Origin of the sequence: Alishewanella sp. HH-ZS (assembly GCF_001704375.1) — a bacterium.
GTDB lineage: Bacteria > Pseudomonadota > Gammaproteobacteria > Enterobacterales > Alteromonadaceae > Alishewanella > Alishewanella aestuarii.
On sequence record NZ_LZEJ01000044.1, the window covers coordinates 1 to 18391 of the forward strand.

18 protein-coding genes and 2 pseudogenes are annotated in these 18391 nt (G+C 53.1%); 8 read left to right on the forward strand and 12 right to left on the reverse strand.

The window, feature by feature from the left end; all coding sequences use genetic code 11:
* The 3 genes from A9165_RS14365 to A9165_RS14375 form a co-directional block, all read left to right on the forward strand.
* A partial coding sequence (locus A9165_RS14365; RefSeq protein WP_141686174.1) for a GlxA family transcriptional regulator occupies positions 1-633 on the forward strand: 633 nt, incomplete at its 5' end.
* Positions 634-685: 52 nt separating this feature from the next.
* A complete protein-coding gene (locus A9165_RS14370) occupies positions 686-1252 on the forward strand; it encodes a GNAT family N-acetyltransferase (RefSeq protein ID WP_065956413.1) in 567 nt (188 codons plus the stop codon).
* 39 nt (positions 1253-1291) lie between these two features.
* Positions 1292-1696, forward strand: a complete 405-nt coding sequence (locus tag A9165_RS14375; protein ID WP_065956414.1) for a VOC family protein — start codon at positions 1292-1294, stop codon at positions 1694-1696.
* A 23-nt stretch (positions 1697-1719) separates the two neighbouring features.
* On the opposite strand, the gene A9165_RS14380 is transcribed toward A9165_RS14375, so the two are convergent.
* Positions 1720-2613 carry a LysR family transcriptional regulator gene (locus A9165_RS14380; RefSeq protein WP_065956415.1) on the reverse strand — a complete coding sequence of 298 codons (894 nt, stop codon included), beginning with the start codon at positions 2611-2613 and terminating at the stop codon, positions 1720-1722.
* An 88-nt stretch (positions 2614-2701) separates the two neighbouring features.
* Between A9165_RS14380 and A9165_RS14385 the strand changes: the two genes are divergently transcribed.
* On the forward strand, positions 2702-3022 hold the full coding sequence (locus tag A9165_RS14385; protein WP_008607730.1) for a multidrug efflux SMR transporter: 321 nt from the start codon (positions 2702-2704) through the stop codon (positions 3020-3022).
* Between the two features lie 57 nt (positions 3023-3079).
* Here A9165_RS14385 and A9165_RS14390 read toward each other — a convergent pair whose 3' ends face one another.
* The 6 genes from A9165_RS14390 to A9165_RS14415 form a co-directional block, all read right to left on the reverse strand.
* Positions 3080-4879 carry a diguanylate cyclase gene (locus A9165_RS14390; RefSeq protein ID WP_065956416.1) on the reverse strand — a complete coding sequence of 600 codons (1800 nt, stop codon included), beginning with the start codon at positions 4877-4879 and terminating at the stop codon, positions 3080-3082.
* Between the two features lie 259 nt (positions 4880-5138).
* Complete coding sequence (locus A9165_RS14395) at positions 5139-5534, reverse strand: hypothetical protein (RefSeq protein WP_065956417.1); 396 nt, start codon at positions 5532-5534, stop codon at positions 5139-5141.
* Positions 5535-5537: 3 nt separating this feature from the next.
* Positions 5538-8636 (reverse strand): efflux RND transporter permease subunit, encoded by a 3099-nt coding sequence (locus A9165_RS14400; protein WP_065956418.1) that lies wholly within the window; start codon positions 8634-8636, stop codon positions 5538-5540.
* Positions 8637-8648: 12 nt separating this feature from the next.
* Entirely contained in the window at positions 8649-9761 is a 1113-nt protein-coding gene (locus A9165_RS14405; protein WP_008951591.1) for an efflux RND transporter periplasmic adaptor subunit, read from the reverse strand.
* On the reverse strand, positions 9761-10363 hold the full coding sequence (locus A9165_RS14410) for a hypothetical protein (protein ID WP_065956419.1): 603 nt from the start codon (positions 10361-10363) through the stop codon (positions 9761-9763). Before A9165_RS14410 ends, A9165_RS14405 begins: the two co-directional genes overlap by 1 nt.
* A gap of 49 nt (positions 10364-10412) precedes the next feature.
* Complete coding sequence (locus A9165_RS14415) at positions 10413-10766, reverse strand: hypothetical protein (RefSeq protein ID WP_255365738.1); 354 nt, start codon at positions 10764-10766, stop codon at positions 10413-10415.
* Between the two features lie 316 nt (positions 10767-11082).
* Here A9165_RS14415 and A9165_RS14420 point away from each other — a divergent pair.
* From A9165_RS14420 to A9165_RS16835, 3 genes and pseudogenes are all read left to right on the forward strand, one after another.
* Positions 11083-12060 (forward strand): annotated as a pseudogene (locus A9165_RS14420) (efflux RND transporter periplasmic adaptor subunit); the annotation flags it as partial.
* Positions 12060-12815: pseudogene (locus A9165_RS14425) on the forward strand (efflux RND transporter permease subunit); the annotation flags it as partial. The pseudogenes A9165_RS14420 and A9165_RS14425, both read left to right, overlap by 1 nt.
* A 20-nt stretch (positions 12816-12835) precedes the next feature.
* Complete coding sequence (locus A9165_RS16835) at positions 12836-12973, forward strand: hypothetical protein (RefSeq protein WP_255365739.1); 138 nt, start codon at positions 12836-12838, stop codon at positions 12971-12973.
* Positions 12974-12982: 9 nt separating this feature from the next.
* Here the strand turns inward: A9165_RS16835 and A9165_RS14430 are convergent, their stop codons facing one another.
* Positions 12983-14347, reverse strand: a complete 1365-nt coding sequence (locus A9165_RS14430; protein ID WP_065956422.1) for a glutathione synthase — start codon at positions 14345-14347, stop codon at positions 12983-12985.
* A complete protein-coding gene (locus A9165_RS14435) occupies positions 14347-15261 on the reverse strand; it encodes a permease (protein ID WP_065956423.1) in 915 nt (304 codons plus the stop codon). Before A9165_RS14435 ends, A9165_RS14430 begins: the two co-directional genes overlap by 1 nt.
* A 163-nt stretch (positions 15262-15424) precedes the next feature.
* Here A9165_RS14435 and A9165_RS14440 point away from each other — a divergent pair, with 163 nt between their 5' ends.
* Positions 15425-15754: a helix-turn-helix transcriptional regulator gene (locus tag A9165_RS14440; RefSeq protein ID WP_065956424.1), complete on the forward strand. Its 330-nt coding sequence runs from the start codon at positions 15425-15427 to the stop codon at positions 15752-15754.
* Positions 15755-15760: 6 nt separating this feature from the next.
* On the opposite strand, the gene A9165_RS14445 is transcribed toward A9165_RS14440, so the two are convergent.
* From A9165_RS14445 to A9165_RS14455, 3 genes are all read right to left on the reverse strand, one after another.
* On the reverse strand, positions 15761-16606 hold the full coding sequence (locus tag A9165_RS14445) for an alpha/beta fold hydrolase (protein ID WP_255365740.1): 846 nt from the start codon (positions 16604-16606) through the stop codon (positions 15761-15763).
* A 177-nt stretch (positions 16607-16783) separates the two neighbouring features.
* Complete coding sequence (locus tag A9165_RS14450) at positions 16784-17272, reverse strand: fasciclin domain-containing protein (RefSeq protein WP_065956426.1); 489 nt, start codon at positions 17270-17272, stop codon at positions 16784-16786.
* 254 nt (positions 17273-17526) lie between these two features.
* On the reverse strand, positions 17527-18276 hold the full coding sequence (locus A9165_RS14455) for a class I SAM-dependent methyltransferase (RefSeq protein WP_176714628.1): 750 nt from the start codon (positions 18274-18276) through the stop codon (positions 17527-17529).
* Between the last annotated feature and the right edge of the window lie 115 nt (positions 18277-18391).

Genomic DNA, 18391 nt, shown 5'->3' on the forward strand with positions numbered 1-18391 from the left:
GCCAAGATAGTTGACGCCGAACACACGACCAGCTGGTTTTTCAAAGACGCTTTTCAAAGCCTGTATCCGGATGTGCATTTGCAACTGAATAAATTGTTGGTGCAGGACGATAACCTGCTTACGGCCGGTGCCACGACGTCAAATATAAACCTGTGTCTCGCTATTACCGAGCGACTGGTGGGAGAACACTTTGCCCGGCAAATTGCCAAGGTCATGCTGACCGATCCTAATCGCAACTCGCAAATTCCCTATATGGATCTCTCAATAGGCCAGCCACATAACGATCAGGTGGTTAAGCAAATACAGGCCCAGCTTAGCAAGCAACTTGCTGAACCCTTCTCACTGGATCTGCTGGCGCAGCAGTTTTATTTAACCAAACGTACTTTGCTGCGGCGGTTTAAACTGGCATTAAACGACACCCCGCTTAATTATTTGCAGCGGCTACGGGTCGAACATGCCAAGCGTTTGCTTGAAACGACCGATCAGGCTATCGAGCAAATTGTTGCCCAGGTGGGTTATGAGGATGTCAGCTCATTTCGGAAGCTCTTTGTCAGCTATACCGAGTTTACGCCGGGGCAGTATCGTCAGAAATTTAGCCAGGAAGGTCATTTCAATTGCTGTCCGGTTAGCTGAATACGCCGATCGCAGTACATCAAAAAAACCGCTATTTTTTGGAGTAAGCACTATGTTGGTTGTTCCTGACTCAGGCCGCCTGAGTTTTGCCTTAATAACCTTAGCTGATGCGGATCTGTTATATCAGGTCGATCAGGATGAGGAGGTCATGCGTTATATTAATGGCGGTAAGCGCAGCACTATGCAAACCATCGTTGCGGTGATGCTGCCGCGACTGGCGTTATATCACAGTCCGGCAGCAGGATTTGGGATCTGGCAAATCCGGCGTCTGGACGATCAGGCCTATCTTGGTTGGGTCTTGATCCGGCCCATGGGGTTTAACACCGAAACGCCCAGTTTAGATACGTTGGAGATCGGCTGGCGGTTACAACGGCCTTATTGGGGGCAAGGTTATGCCAGCGAAGCCGCGTTAGCCATTGCCCGGGCTGTGTTAGCGGATAAGCCGCAAATCCACTATCTTTCTGCTATTGCAATGCCGGATAATGCCGGCTCTATCGGTGTGATGAAAAAGCTTGGCATGCAGTTTATCAAAAACTTTTTGCATCGTGATGCCCTTGGTGACGTGGATGCGGTGCTGTATCGTGTCCACCGTTCGGCGTTGCCGCAGCTAAGTTGCTAGCCCTCGGTTTCATCTTTAACGTATTTTCAGGAAGTGTGAATGACAGCGGAATTCCAGCAGCAGATCGCCAGTATTGCTTTATTGGTTGCCGACTATGATGAGGCTATCGCGTTCTATACGCAAAAACTCGGCTTTAGCTTGCTCGAGGATACCCCTCTTGGCGGCGATAAACGGTGGGTACGGGTTGCACCAGGCACTGCCGGTACGGCCTTACTGCTCGCCAGGGCCAGTACGCCGGTACAATTGCAGCAGGTGGGTGATCAGGCCGCGGGCCGGGTATTTCTGTTTTTACAAACCAAGGATTTTTGGCGTGATTATCGGCAAATGCAGGCAAAGGGTGTGCATTTTCACGAAGCCCCGCGCGAAGAAGCCTATGGCACTGTGGCGGTGTTCTCTGATCTGTATGGCAATAAATGGGATCTGTTGCAGTTAAAACCGACTTAGCCAGCTCTGAGGGCCTTGGGCTCTCAGTTAATCTTGGGAGTGGCGAATACAGTTTGTAACTGCTGGATCAGATAACTGACTACAGGGCCATGCTGGGCGCCGCGACGGAAGACCAGATCAACCGGGACTGACCAGCTAACATGGTCAAAACTCACCGGCAGGGTTTGCAGCTGGCCGTTAGTCAGTTGTGCCGCCACCATAAAGCGTGGCAGATAAGCCCAACCAACATTACGGTTAACCAGCGCCAATACCTTGCTATAGCTGGAACACCACCAGGTTTTACTGGCAATACTCAGCAACAGCTGCGATTCACGCTGTGCTCTGCCACGCACAGCAATCTGCCGGTGTGGCAGCAGATCTGTCAGGGAAATGCGGTTTAACGCCGCAAGAGCATGTTCCGGATGACAGACCGCAATATAGTCGATGTGTCCGACATAACAGAAGTCGATAGGCTTAATAGCCTCAATCTCGGAAAACATCACGCCCAAATCAAGCTTGCCCGCGGCAACCTCCAGCGCAATATCGGTCGAAGGCAGCGACAGCAGCTCCAGCTCGACACTGGGAAACTGCAACTCTACCTGCTTGAGCGTATCAAATACCTGAGGTAGCAACAAGCCATCGTCAGCGGCAACGGTCAGACGGGTTTCCTGTTGCTGATATATCGACTTGGCAGTATTTTCCAACTCGTTCGCCTGCACCAGTAAACCGCGGGCTAAGCGCAATAGATGTTCACCGGCGGGCGTGAGTCTGGGGTGGCGGCTGGAGCGGTCAAACAGTTCAACATTTAAATCCAGCTCCAGCGTGCTGATACTGTGACTTATTGCGGATTGCACCTTGCCCAGTTTTCTGGCGCAGGCAGAAAAGGAACCCTCATCGGCCGCACAAACAAAGATCCGTAATTGTTCCAAACTAAACATATGAAAATAATCGATGGTATCTAACTTTGTTCTTGCAGATTAACTGATAGTATTGCCGGGCTCAACTAAAACAAACGGAGGCGAGGGCATGTTAAGTTGGCTTTATCTACTGCTGGCCGGGGTTACTGAAATTGGCTGGCCAGTTGGGCTAAAACTGGCACAACAAGGGCAATATAAATTTACCGGCATTGCGATTGCGGTCGCCTTTATGGCGCTAAGTGGTACCTTGTTATTCCTGGCGCAGCGCACTATTCCGCTTGGCACTGCCTATGCGGTATGGACCGGTATCGGCGCGGCTGGCACCTTTTTGATTGGTGTCTGGTTTTTTGGGGATGCCAGCTCGCTGCTACGCTATATTGGGGTGATGCTGATTATCAGTGGGGTAGTGGTATTAAAGTTAGCCAGTTAAGATCAGAGCCGGCGTTTGATATGGTACCGGGCGGAGATGATGCCGCCCGGTACGGGGCTAAGGTGAACGTTCCTCAGGTGTAAAGTAGACGACCTGATTTCGCCCCTGAGCTTTAGCCTGATATAAAGCTTGATCGGCTTGCTGCAGTAACTCTTCGGCAGTCTGGACGTTAACGGCACAGCCGGCGATACCAAAGCTGGCACTGATGTTAAACTCAGGCTGCGTCAGCACATTAAAACTGAGTGTGCTAACAGCCTGCCGTAGTTGCTCAGCCAGTGCCAGAATGTCGGCCTCGCTTTCCGCCCTGGCCAGGATCACAAACTCTTCACCGCCCAATCTGGCGAAATAATCGGTTTGCCGCAGCCGGCCGCTAATCAACTGACTAAAGCCTTGCAGTACCTTATCGCCAGCATCGTGACCATATTGGTCGTTAATTTTTTTAAAATAATCAAGATCAATCAGGATCAGATAGAAGGCAAGCCGGTGGTCGCGTTGATACTGACGCCAACATAGCGTGAGGTGCTGCATAAAGGCCCGGCGGTTAGCGATAGTGGTTAACTCATCGGTCATTGCCTGGCTGTTTAGCTTGGCTTGTAATTGCTGCTGCTCTGTGACATCGACTACTGTACCACTTAAGCGCTTTGGCTCACCGTTCAGATCGCGTTCGGTAATAGCCCCCTCTAATTGCTGGTCTCGCCAGCTCCCATCCTGATGTTGTAAGCGCACGATCAGTTTCAACTGCGGTTTTTCGCCCAGCAGATAAGCCTGTACTTCCTGTTGTAGCCTGACTCGATCATCAACGTATATCAGAGAGTTGAACTCAGGCAGCGGTTGTTTGCGCGGGTAAGCGCCATGACCAAGATTTTGCAGTAGATGGGCATTTAGAAATAACATCTTATCGTCCAGCCGCAGATCCCAGATACCGGTTTGGGTCGCGGCGATGGCATGACGCATTAGCTCGGCATTTAAACGGGCTTCGGCAGCACTGACGGATAGGATCAAAGACACTAAGCCAAGGCTGGCCATATAAAGCCAGGTACCCATAGTCGGGTTGGCTAAAGTAGCAAAAATGCCAGCATTCAGATAGACACTATAAATAGCCAGCGATGAAAAGCACAGTACAACCCAGGATGTGACGACTAGGTTGGTGCGCATGGCGATCCAGAGCAGGCAAATCATCGGCAGTAAGGTTAAGGCTACACCAAGGCCAGTCTGGTTAAAGATAAAGATCTCTGCACTTAATAACAGCATCAGGCCAAGGGCCAGCAAATTTTTAGGCTGGAATAGTACGGCGAGCTTTTGGCGCTCAAAGATGAGCAGGGCCAGACCGAAGATCAGCACGCCAGTTACATCGCCCAAAAACCAGCTACTCCAGGCGGTGACTAAGTCGGCTGCCGGAACCCTGCCGATCCAGATCAGCAGGCTAATGCCAAATAACGCCAAAACGGCAGAGCAAGAGATAATGGCAATGGCGACAAAACGCAGCATATCGGCAACCTGCTCAAGGCGGCAGTCAAAGCCGGTTTTTTGCAGCCAGGCGCAGTGCAGAACAATAATAATGGCACTGCCAAGGGCTAGAGTAAAAGCCTGTAGCAGTGAAAAGTCTGACACTAACAATTGCAGTCCGAGCCCACCAATAACAATAGCAGGCCATAAATAAAGCCCCCAACGCAGCAATAAAGCTATAGCAACGCCAATTGGGGGCCAGATCAGGCTAATGCCATAAGAGAGATTTGCCAGTTGAATGCCGACATAGCCCAGCATGGCATAACTTAGTGCAAGAACAACAAAGTGATTTATCTGGATAACTGATGATGGAGCTTGCAGAAACCGACGAACAGCCAGTTGAAACGACATCTAACCTTTCCTGAAAAGCGACTCCTGATATGCGATATCAACTTAGAGTCCGCCACTATTTTGGTCAAGAGAAATCTGCAGTTATTGTATTGGCGGCTTTATCGGATGTGAGTACACAGCTTTATAAGCTTAAAGAACATGGGTGAGAAAGCTGACCAAAGCGAGGCTGGCTTAGGTCAGTTTCTTTTAATGAAGTTAGTCGCCAATTGTCGCTAAGATCGTTTTATGTCTGTTGCGACAACTGACCGACGCCGGGGTATTAAAAACTATAGCGAAACGAAAAGCGCTGCTGCTGCGGGTTAGTCAAACTTACCACAACCTTGGCACCATCAGGCAGGCTTAGCCCGGCACTGAGTGTCTGCCCCGTTACAACCAGCGGTATGTCCTGTTTTTGACCGGCGGCAAGGACTGTAATTTTTCCCTGCCAGCCTATTGGGTCAATCGCATCGCCGTGATCTGTCAGATGTAATTCTATGCTCTCGCTGTGCCGGACCAGCTCCACTGCCAAATCATGCCGGCTTTGGATCTGACCACCATGTTGTGCTTTGGCTTCGCCGTGGCTAAAAGCAGGTGTTGCCGGTAACAGGGTGACCATAGCCACGACCATTGTCATGCTCAGAATGCAGCCCGTTTTTTTCAATAACGTTAATCTCATCAGTTATACCTCAGTGTGCTGTTGTAACAGTTGTTCGGTTGCCGACCGGCCATACAGCCAGTAAAGCAGGGGGGTCAGTAAAATATCCAGCAGCGTAGAACTGAGTAAGCCGCTGAAAATTACCACGGCCACCGGATACAGAATTTCCTTGCCGGGCGCTCCAGCCGATAACAGCAGTGGCAATAACGCAAAAGCCGTTACCAGCGACGTCATTACAACGGGCGCTAAACGCTCGGCGGAACCCCGGATAATCATTTCCTGACTAAAATGCTGCTGTTCATGCCGGCACAGGTAAATATAGTGACTGATCTTCAGAATAGCGTTGCGTGCCGCGATGCCGGTTAGCGTAATAAAGCCAACAACCGATGCCACGGACAGTGATAAGCCGCTTAGCCAAATCCCCAGCACACTACCCAGCAGTGCCATTGGCATGGTGCAAAACACGATGGCAGCCAAGATCCAGGACTGATAGCGCAGATACAGTACCAGTGCAATCAGCAGGAAGGAGACTAAGGCTAAAACCGCCACCAGCTGCATGGATTGCTCCTGCGCTAAAAACTGACCTTCGAGGCTGATAAAGCTGCCCGTAGGCAGGCTAAGGCTAGCCACTTGTTGCCGGATCTCGGCCAGTAAGGTTTTAACATCAGTGCTGTCGGCGTTGGCGTACACCACAATCCGACGGCGGCCATTTTCCCGCAGGATCTGATTCGGGCCGTCACTGGCACTGACTTCTGCCACTGCTGCCAGCGGCACCGGGCCGGCAGGGGTATCCAGCAACGCCCGGCGCAGCGCTTCCGGGCTACGTTCAGTGTCAGCCAGGCGTAGTACTACATCAAAACGTCTTACCCCGTCGATAATTTCCGCTACGACCTCGCCGTCAGTCAGTAGTTGTAGCTGCTCGATCGCCGCCCCGGGCGTTAAGCCGTGTTGGGCAGCGCTGCGCTGGTTAAGTTGTACCGACAGTTGCGGGATCAGCACCTGCTGTTCCACGTTAATATCAACCAGCCCGGGGATCTCAGCCAGACGCTGACGCAGTTGCTCAGCCGTCAGGCGCAGCTCGGCTAAATCATCACCAAAGATTTTTACCGCCAGCTGCGCCCGGACACCGGATAATAGGTGATCCAGGCGGTGGGATATCGGTTGGCCGATCGCAACCTGAGCGGGCAGCACCGCGAGCTTATCCCGGATCTCTGCGAGTACGGCGTCGCGACTGCGGGCGGAAGGTGTTAAGTCGATATCGATTTCACTGGAATGCACGCCTTCGGCATGTTCATCCAGCTCTGCGCGACCGGTACGGCGGCCAACCTGGCTGACCTCCGGGATTTCTAATAGCAAGCGCTCGGCCAGTAAGCCCAGCCGGTTAGCTTCCGACACGGCAGTACCGGGCTGATATATTACCCCCAGCACCAAGGAGCCTTCGTTAAAGGCGGGTAAAAATGCTCTTGGCATCAGTGTCAGGGACGCCAGTGCAATCAGTACTGCACCAGCTGTCACGGCGAGCAGGCCTTTCGCGCGCGTAAAGGCCCAACGTAGCCAACGCTGCTGCCACTGTTTCAGTTGCTGGATCAGCCAGCTATCCTGGCGCTGCAGCTCTGGCCGGCCCGGCAGCAGGTAATAGCAAAGCACAGGCGTAACGGTGATGGAGACCAGCATCGAAGCCAGGATGGCGACAATATAGGCCACACCCAGCGGGCTAAATAACCGGCCTTCAATACCCGGCAGCGCAAACAGCGGCAGAAACACCAGCACTACGATCAGCGTGGCGTACAGAATACCGGAGCGTACCTCCATGCTGGCGCGCCAAATCACGTCTAATACCGCTTCTTTACTGTCTGCGGCTCGCTGTTTCAGTCGGCGCAGCGTATTCTCAACCCCGACCACCGCATCATCGACCAGCTCACCGACAGCGATGGCCAAACCGCCAAGCGTCATCACGTTGATGGTCATGCCGAACCAACGGAACACCAGAATGGTAACGGCAAAAGACAGCGGGATCGCCAGCAGTGAAATAAAGGTGGTGCGGCTGGACAGTAAAAACACAAACAACACGATCAGCACCATAATGGCGGCATCACGCAGCGCTTCGGTGACATTACGCACCGCGGCACTGATAAAGTCGGCCTGGCGGAACAGCACTTGTGGCGCTGCCAGTCCGGCAGGTAAACCATTTTGTAGGCCGGCCAGTGCCTGCTCGATGGCGGCGGTTACCGCAACGGTATCGGCATCAGGTTGTTTTTGGATGCTGAGGATCACGGCGCTTTGGCCATTAAAGCCGGCATCACCACGTTTTACCGCGGCGGCATAGCTGACCTCTGCCAGTTGCTGTAACAAGATGGGCTGCCCGGCATGCCAGCCAACAGCCAGTAATTGCAGATCCGAGAGCTCAGTGGTCAGCGCCTGATGGCGTAACAAATATTCGCGTTGATTTAGCTCCAGAAAACCGCCGCCGGCATTACGGGCAAAGCCCTGCAGCGCAGCTTTGAGATCGGCTAAGCTGACGCCGGCGGCAGCCATTCTCGGCAGATCCGGCATCACCCGGTACTGACGCACTTCGCCACCAATCGGGATCACCTGAGATACACCCGGAATAGCCTGCAGGCGCGGGCGCAGCACAAAGTCGGCATATTCGCGGGCCTGCATCGGGCCTTCTGCTACGTCGGCTTTAAGCGGCAATGCCAGCAACATGATCTCGCCCATAATAGAGGATACCGGCCCCATGACCGGCGTAAGCTGTCGCGGCAGTTGTTGCTGTGCCAGGGTCAGGCGCTCCGCCACCAGTTGCCGGTTACGGTAGATATCGGTATCCCAGTCAAATTCGACATATAACAGCGAAAGTCCGATACCGGAGGTGGAACGGATCCGGCTGACGCCGGTGACACCGCTCAGCAGGTTTTCCAGTGGAAAACTGACCAACTGTTCCACTTCTTCCGGTGCCATACCTCCGGCTTCCGTCAGGATAGTGATAACCGGCTTATTCAGATCCGGGAACACATCGACCGGCAGCGATTTGGCGCTGAACAGGCCGTAAATTAATAGCAGCAGGGCAGCCAGCAGCACCAACAGCCGCTGCTCCAGGCTGCGGCGTACAATAATGTCAAACATGGTTCCTCCCGCTTAGCGGATCTGATTCAGCAGGTTGGCACCTTGTACCACCACGCGATTGTCCGCTCCCAAACCGGCGGTAATCAGCACCTCTGTGTCATTCAGCGGCATATAACGCACAATTTGCGGTAAAAAGCGCTCGGCACTCAGTTTGATCCAAACCTGCGGCAGATTCTGACTGCTGCTGACCACAGCGCTGGCGGGCAGGCGAATACCGCTGAGCTGCCCGGCTTGTTCTACGACCAGCGTCACGGGTTGGCCGACAGCCAGCGGTGCCTGGGTTAGCTTAAACTGCAAACTGAGGCTACCCTGCTGGTACTGTCCGGTGCTGCCGATATATTCCAGCGTCGCTTGCGGCCAGCCTTGCAGATAGGCGTGCCCGATTTGATTGAGCAGCGCGGGCTCAGTGGTGCGGGCATCCAGCAGTAACAAAGCCGGATCAAGGATTTCAAACAGCGGTTGCCCGGCAGCCAGCCACTGGCCGCTACTCAGTTGATGCGGCTGAATAATGCCACTTAGCGGGGCGCTAAGTACCTCCGGTTGCTCCAGACCACCTTCTAACTGCCGGATTTGTTGCCGCAGGCTGTTCAGCTGCAACTGCAGCTGTTCCAGCTGTTGTTGCGCCACTAAATCAGACAACTGCTGCAGACGCTTCACATCACGCTCGGTCTGGCTGGCACTGAGGCGCAGCGCGGTTAACTCTGCTAACTGGCTGGCCTGCTCGTAAGCCGTATCCTGGTAATATAAGTAGCCAAGAATTTGCCCGGCCTGAACGCGCTGTCCGGCAACGGGCAGGCCATTTGCCGGCGGCGCTAAACGGCCGGCACTGTTGGCTTGCACCAGGCCCCGGCCAGCTGGATGACTTTGCACTACAGCATGCAATTGCCGGGTTGGTGCGGCGGTACTGCTAACACCCAACTGAGTGCGGATCTCAAACAAGCGTTGCTGTGCCATCGTTAACACCACACTGCCATCCGCCTGTCGGCCCAGCGGCGAATGAGTTTCGGGCGAAGTGGTTAAATGCTCGCCATCAGGACCATGCGCCCCCGGGGCGGCACTGGCAGCGGCGGCCTGTAGCCCTGCTGCGAACAACATGCTGAGATAAAATCGATTAAGCCTTTGCATTATAACCTCCGCGCCGCACGGGTTAGACCAAGCCAGTAGCCGCTGCCAGCGGCCAGCGCCAGCAGAACCAGGGCCGCTAACCAGCTAGCATAGTGGCTATGTTTATGATGGTCATGCTCATGTTGATGATCATGCTCAGAGGCATGCGGGGTGGCTGCTTGGGATAGCTGAAAACTGGCCAGCAGCAGATCAGCGTGTTCCGCGGTCAAAACGGTCACTACCAGCTCATGCTGCTGCGGTTGCTGTAGCAGCTGTAACAGTGCCGGTTCGGTTATTTCATAGTAAGCGGCAGTGCTGTTGTAGCGGGCCTGAGCGGTTAGCCCGGCGCTTTCCAGCTGCAGGCTGGCATCAGCGACGGGCTGATTGCTGGCATAGTGGTGCAAATGTAGCACCAGGCGATCGTCGTAGAGTTCGGCCAGCAGTTCAAACTGCTCACTGAAAGTTTCAAAACGCGGCGCCAGCTGAGTGTTAGCGACGACGGGCCCGGTAAGGTGTTCTCCATTGGGGCCATGTGCCCCGGGTGCGGCTAACGCTGGCAAAACAGCGAGCAGCACGCTTAACAGCAAGCCGACAGTCAGCTGCTGTAGTTTAAAGCTAAACATAACAAATCCTCTGCTAAATACAGTGAAGAAAAAAATTTAATCAGCAGAGTCAGGGGCGGGGAGGCCGCCATAGCAGGTTTTGCGGTGAACGCGGCCACCAGCCGGAGAAGGTGATCAGTACCAGATCCGGACGCAAATCAAGCGCTACCTCGGGCACTGTTTGCCACAGTAATTGCGCGCTGTGACAGAGATCGGCAAACACATGCCAGCGGGCTTCGGCAGAGTTTTCCAGGCTAATTTGCTGGGCATCAGCGTGGTGCAGGTGCGCCTTACCAAGAAAATGCAGCAGGTCATGCCAGGATAAAGCCGCGCTGGTCTGATGTTGATGCTCAACGGCGATATCGGCGTTATCGTTATGCAATAGCCAGTGACGTCCAGACAGCTGGACAAATAAGCTTAGCATTAACAGGCAAACCAGTATCTGGCGGAGCACGGCGAAACTCGGTGAGAAATGATAGAGGCATCACTTTAGCATGGCCATTTTACTGACACAATCTATCGCTGGCTGACGACACCCTGTCGTTTAACGTGATCTGAGAGCGAAGTTAGCCCATACTGCAAATATCAAGCATAATCAAAAATGAAAAGTGAATGGTAGCATGATAAGCCGTGGCATCTATCTGTATTGGCTGGCGCTAACGATATCAGGCTTATTGGTACCGGCTGTTGCCGATGAGGCGGTACCGGTACAGGTTGTTTAACCGCAACAACAGGGGTTAGCCGAGCAGCTGCAGTTAAGCGGCAGTCTGACGGCGCAGCAAAATGCCCAGTTGTCGAGCCGCACTGCCGGCCTGGTGGCTGAATTGCTGGTGGATGCCGGCACTGAGGTCAAGGCCGGGCAGCCGCTGTTAAAGTTAGATCCGGCGCTGGCTGAGCATGAATTGGCACAACAGCTTGCCGCGGTTAATGCGGCCCGGGTTATGTTAGCCGAGCGCCAACGTCTGGTGGCTGAAGCAGAACAACTGACCACGCAACAACTGTTTCCGCAAACCGAGCTGGCAATTCGGCGCGCCCAATTGGCTGAGGCCGAAGCCTTGCTGCAACAAGCCAATGCCCGCTTAGCGCAGCAACGGGAAATTATCAGCCGGCATACCTTAACTGCACCTTTTGCCGGTGTGATTGCTCGGCGCGATACTGATCTGGGCGAGTGGTTAGCATTAGGCGCACCGGTGTTTCAGCTGGTCAGTTTATCGCCGTTATTACTGGATATTCAGGTGCCGCAAGAATATTTTGCCAATCTTGCTAATTTGCGCCGCATCGAAGTGCGCTCGGATCTGGCGCCGCAGCAGGTGCTGAGCGGCCGGTTACTGGCCACAGTGCCGGTGGGCGATAGCAATGCCCGCAGCTTTCTGGCCCGCCTTGAAGTGACTACCGCCGATACTCCGTTACTGCCCGGCACCTCAGCCCGGGCGACCTTATATTTTGAACGTGAAGACAGCCAGGTGCTGGTGGTGCCACCCGATGCATTGTTACGTCATCCGGATGGTAACTTCAGCGTTTTTGCGATCCGCGATAATCAGGCTGAACGCTTTAATGTGCAGCTTGGCCGCAGCAGTGAGCGCGGTGTGGAAATTTTATCAGGCTTACCTGCCGGTTTACTGGTGGTGGTGCGGGGTAATGAGACCTTGCGCGCTGGCCAGCAGGTACGGATCCTGGATCCTACGCCAGCTGGCGCCAATCGTCAGGGAGCAAACTGATGCTGGATGCTGGTATTCGTCGCGGTACCATCCTGACGGTAGCCGTATTAATGGTGTGTGTACTGGGGATAGTGGCAGCGCTGCGTATACCGGTGCAAATGATCCCTGATCTGGAAGTACGCACTATCAGTGTGGTAACCGGTTGGCCCGGGGCGACGCCGCAGGATGTCGAAAAAGAGATCCTGATTGAGCAGGAGCGGTATTTACGCACCCTGCCAAATCTGAAACGCATGGTGTCACGCGCCAGTACCGGCTCGGCGCAAATTGAGCTGGAATTCCCGTTTGGCGTCGATGTTAATGAAGCGCTGATCCGGGTCAGCAATGCCTTGAGTCAGGTTTCGTCCTATCAGGAGAATGTCGATCAGCCGCGGCTGTTCAGCAGTTCTTTTTCCAATAACGCCTTTATGTACTTCCGACTAATGCCACTGGCCGGTAATCCACTGAACCTTGATATGGATATGCTGCGCGATTATGCGGAGGATTTTGTCCGGCCGCAGATGGAGCGCGTGCCCGGGGTATCGGAAGTCGGGGTAAGTGGGGGGGCCGAGCGGCAAATCCAGGTCTTGGTCGATCCGGCGCGACTGGCGCAGCGTGGCATTAGTTTAACCCAGGTGCGCGATACGATCCGTGCCCGCAACCGTGACAGCTCAGCGGGGGATATTGATAGCGGTAAAAGGCGCTATTTGTTGCGGGTAGTCGGGCGTTTTGAACAACTGTCTGAGCTGGAAAATCTGATCCTGACACAGCAGGGCGATAATGTAGCTGGATGGGCTTGGTGACCATGGAGGATGTGATTGAAGCCATTATCGGCCAGCCGATTATGGATGAGACGGATGATATCCCCAATATGCGCCGCTTTGCCAAGCGCCGCTGGGAGCATAAGCAGAAACAACTGGAAGATGTAAAATCCTGATCTTGCTGCTCAGGCAAAGCCTGAGCAGCAACAAGGTTTCAGGCTAATCAAATCCAAAGTCGCAGCACCATGACTGATCCCACCCTCCAGGCTGCTGCTGGCTTTGCTACGACAAAGATATCCACCATAGCTGGCGGCCGAGCCCAGGGTAAAAATACCCAACTCGCTGATGCGGCCAGCGCTGTTATTCTGCAGCAGTTCGCCATGTTTTAGGCTAAAGAAATTTTCACAGCGAATGTTGGCGTGAATCGGCGCCATCAGCAGATCGGCGCTGTCATAGTGCTGATAGCGTTGCCAGCCTTGCGCATAGCGTGCCACATTGCCACCGCCCTCTTGTTGAGTCTTGTACCAGTAGCCGGCGGCCAGTTTGGCGCGGACTGCCTCCGCTGTTAAGTCGGCAACGGCAAAGCTGGGCACCATTAGCTGCTGCAGCAGCTGTAATTGTGCCGGGCTAAATCCAAAGCGCTGAGCGAGCTGTTGCCGCCCGCTTGGTTGCTGCAGTAATAGTCCCAGTTGATGCTGTAACCATTTGCTGCCGCTTAACTGTCCTGCCAGATTAGGGCATTGCAGCAGATTCGTGTGCTCAAGACTCGCCCGAAATGCCCAGTAATCAGCTGCCTGTGGCAGAGGGTTATAGCCGGTGCGCCAGTATAATACGCTTACCCGCCGTCCATCTGTTAGATAGAAACCTTTGTCTCCCCGCGCCTGGCCTTGTTGTAACTGGTTTAGGGTCAGCCGTTCGGTCGCCACGCCGTGCTGGCGGACGGCTTCAGTGAGCAATTGCTGATCAAAGATATTTTGCTCCTGTTCCGCGATGACCATAACCAATAACGCGGGCTGTCCGGCAGCGTTGGCAATAGCGGCTTCTGCTAACAGCTTCGCCTGAGCGGCCAATGCCGGATTATCGACATAAGGCAGTGGTAATAAAGGCGCCAATAGTTGTTGATAGCGTGCACTAAGGGGGCCCATACCGGCGGCAATCGGATTAGATTCGACCCAACGCCATCCGCCAGCAGTTAACAGCAAATCATGCCGGCTTAAGTTGAGATTCCGGCTGGTTAAGCGAACCGGCTCTATCGCAGACAAGGTTCGCCAGATCGCTCCTGGCACTGATGCTGAGTCCTTTAGTGCCCGGGTTTGTTGCAGTAACCAACAGGGATCACCAGCGATCCGTTCCAGCAAACGTCCGAGTAGCGTAGCCGCCGTCCTTGCCTGTTGCCACTGCGAGGTACTGAGTTGCCAGGGCGTCAGTGACACCGGCGCCGGTACAAAACCCTTGGCCTGTTGCAAACCCAGGCGGGCGTTAATCAGCAACGGTTGCAGTGTAGTAGCCAGTTGCTGAGGTGTGGCGATCGTTCGCAGCGACTGTGCCATCACAGACTCCCTATCGGTAACAGCAGATCAATGGCAATACCGGTACTGCAGGCAGTAACAAGCACCACACCAATAAATGCCAACAGCAGCGGCCATTGAAAGATCTTTTTCAGGATAATCAGCTCGGGCAAACTGGCACCGGCACCGCCGATTGTCAGCGCCATAACGCTGCCATAGCTCATGCCTTTACTCACTAAACTGAGTGCCAGCGGGATCATCGAACTGGCACGAACATACAGCGGAATGCCAATCACTGCGGCCAGCGGGATCAGGTACAGGCTATTGCTACTACTTAAACTGGCAAAGAATTCGGCTGGTACATAGCCATGGATCACCGCACCCGCCAGTACACCAAGCATTAAATGTGGCAGAAAGCTGCGGGTATCTTTAACTGCCCGCAGCCATAAGCGGCTCCAGTACTGCCATGACCAATACTTTATCGCTACTGTTGCGCCAGCGCTGTTGCAGCAAGGCCGCTCTGCTGCTGGTAGCCTAACGTAACGGGAAAAGCCCAGTTGTGATAACAGCAGGCCAGACAAGACCGCGATGCTAAGCACGCCCGTTGCGTATAGCAGAGTGAGTTTGGCGCCAAACACGGAAAACAGCAGGGCAACCAGGATTGGATTAAGCAACGGAGAGGTCAGTAAGAACGTCATCACCGGGCCAAAGGCTGCATTGGCACGCAACATACCGACTAACATCGGCAGAGTGGAGCAGCTGCAAAAGGGTGTAATAGCGCCTAGGGCTGCGGCGGTAAAATAACCTTTGCCACCGGCCAATAAGGCCTGGATCCGCTGCGCCGGAAAGCGATCCTGCAGCTGGTACACCAGCATACTGATTACGACAAAAAGTATCAGCAGCTCACTAAGGGTACCGATAAAAAATTGCACACTGGCATAAAACGCATCTGACATAAAACCTCCACAGGTTAGTTAGCACACACAGATATTTCCGTGATTGTGGAAATATAATATTTCGACAAACATGGAAGTGTCAAATGTTATTTCCAAGTTTGTGGAAATTATTTCGGGAGGGCGTTACACTAGCGCTGTTAGCAACTCAGGACCTGGAGTAAAGATGAGTCTGGAATTGGAGCAGGCTGCAGCGCAGTTGGCAGAATTGGGGCATCCAACCCGATTAGGCATTTTTCGGATTTTGGTGCGTGCTGGTCATCAGGGCGTTGCGGTTGGCGAGATCCAGCAGGCTTTAGATATTCCAAATTCAACGCTGTCACATCATTTAAGCCGGATGACCAAAGTCGGTTTAATGGCACAACGCCGGGATGGCCGCACCTTATATTGCAGTTTGCTCTTTAACAACGTCGATACCTTGTTAGCATTTTTATATGATGAGTGTTGCCTCGGTTTGCCCTCGGCTTCAGCTTCACAAAGCAGTTGTTGTGACTAATACTGGCTAGCATCGCTGTAAAAAGTGGCGATAGACGGTAGCACTTTGCTTTGGGATCTCCAGCATCGGTAAATGACCAATCCCTTCAAAAACCTGCAGTTGGAGTTGCGGTAGCTGTTGCTGCCAAAGTGCTACAGCACTGATATCGATCAGTTGGTCTTCTTCGCCCCAACATAATAAAACCGGTACCTTAATCTGCGCCAGCTCTGCCGCTGTTAAGCAGGAATCAAAAAAATCAGCAAAGATAGCAGCAAGTAATACCCGTTGTCGTTGGTAGCGGCAGGCAATGCCTTTTAGCATTAGCTGTGGAATATAGGGTGGCCGGGCCATCGATAGGGCGTAAAATCGCTTAAAGTCGGCAAAATCTAACTGTAAAAACGGGTTTAAACCCTGGCGTACCTGCTGCTCTAACTGACTTGGCGTAGCGGAGCTAAGCCCAGCCGGATCTTGTAGTGCCAGGGAGAGCACCTGCGCCGGATAGCGGCTGGCAAAGACGGTGGCTAAAAAACCGCCCATCGAATTCCCAATCAGATGCACCTGTGGCAGGTGCAGCGTCGCCAAAAATAATGCCAGTCGCTCCGCTTGTCTGGGCATACTATGATTGGCATCAGCGGCAAAGGGTGTTTCACCATGACCAGGTAAGTCTGGGATCAATAACTGATAGTGGCGCCGCAGCTGACGGGCAAAACGCAGCCAGATACTTTTATCGGCGCTAAAGCCATGTAGCAATACCAGTGTTGGTTTACCGGGGTTGGCATACCAGTAATAGTCGATGGTTAGCTCGCCAATATCAGCTTGCCTGCGGCGCAGGCCATAGCAGTAAGCTTCGGCAGCCATGCTTTGTTGATACAACCATAATCCGAATTGGGCCCGACGGCTGCAGCAAGGGCTGGCTGATGATGTCGTGCTGTGACTAAAGTCCATTTTTCTGCCAGGTGTCTAACGGATGAAAACCCACTTTAGCCGGTCAGTCGCCAGAGGTAAAGCGTTGAAGTACCGCCGGTTAGCCCGGCGGTAGAGGATGCAGAATTAGTTAGATGGCATTACCACGGTATCTAACACATGGATCACACCATTACTGGTCTCTATGTCGGTGGCGATAACTTTGGCGCCGTTAACAAAGACATTGCCGTCTTTCACTTCAATGTTAAGATCCTGCCCCTGTACGGTCTTGGCTGATGTCAGATTAACCACGTCAGCGGCCATCACTTTACCGGCTACCACATGGTAAGTCAGAACATTGGTCAGTGCAGCTTTGTCCGCCACCAGCGCGTTCAAATCAGCCGCCGGGATCTTGGCAAAGGCGTCATCATTTGGGGCGAACACAGTGAACGGGCCTTTGCCTTTTAAAGTATCAACCAGCTCAGCCGCTTGCACTGCAGTGACCAGTGTAGTGAAGCTACCTGCAGCTACAGCGGTATCAACGATGTCGGCTTTTGCTTTGTGGTTGTGTGCCTGAACAGTAAACAGTAATGAGCCGGCAAAGAGTGAGCAAACAAACAGGTGTGACAGTTTCATAACGTTTCCTTTTTCAACTTAGGTTGGGTTTGGGCGCGGCAACGCTGATGCTCGCGCCTGGTTCCAGTGATAAAACGCCAGTTGTTGAAAAAAGGATCAGATTTATAATTTTTCGGAACATGTAAACTGGATGAAAAGCATGCGCGTAAGCAGGCATCGCTTAAATACGATCACTTCACTCAAAGCAAAATGATGTAGGTTCAACGCCTATTTTTTTACAGCGCTCCAGTACCAGTCTGACCAGTATGCAGTGCTTAATCCCGCTTAATACAGACAAAAAGCGCATTACCAGCGTGCTGATCCCAGGCTTGGATCCGCTGATAGTCGTGTGCAAGGATCTGAATATCGAAGTAGGGGCTGAGAAGTTCAGCGAGCTCGGTAAAGCTTACTGCAACCATCGGATGTTCGTCCTGCCAGTATTCTTGCTCCAGCTTTGTGGTCTTGCTGATCTTAAGTTTCAGCGCTTGTTGCTCACCCGAACCACTGTAGTACCAGGCAGAGGCAAAATCAAAACGGGCGTTTTGATAATAAGTGCTATGACTTACCGCACTGAGATTACAGATCTTAGTTTTGTCTACGGCGTTAAAGCAGAAGATGCCGCCCGGTGTTAACGCGTGATAAACCCGGGCAATACAGTCAGCCAGCAGTTCCAGAGTACCGGTATAGTGAATGGAATATAAAAAGCAGGTTATTAAATCAACAGGTTGCACAAGTTCAAACCGGCACATATCACCTAACAGGAACTTCGCCTCGGGGCAGCGCGCTCTGGCCAGTGTTAGCATCGGTTGATTTAAGTCTAATCCTTGACACTGAAAACCCGCATCAATGAAATGCCGGATATGCGGCCCGGTACCACAGGCCAGATCCAGATGCTGCAAGCCGGCATTGCCAAACAGTTGTTGTAGGCGGATGATGCCCTGGCTTTGCTGCAAATAGTTAATATCGCAGCACATCAGGTCATAATAGCCCGACAGATCGGTGTAAAGTGCGTTAGTAGCCTGCATTTTGAGCATCGGGCAGCAAAAGGTGGCGCATTTTATAGCAGTTTTACGCAACTGCGAAATAAAACTCTGCATGGTTCGACCAAACTGGTCGTACCGGTACCGGAGAATAATATGA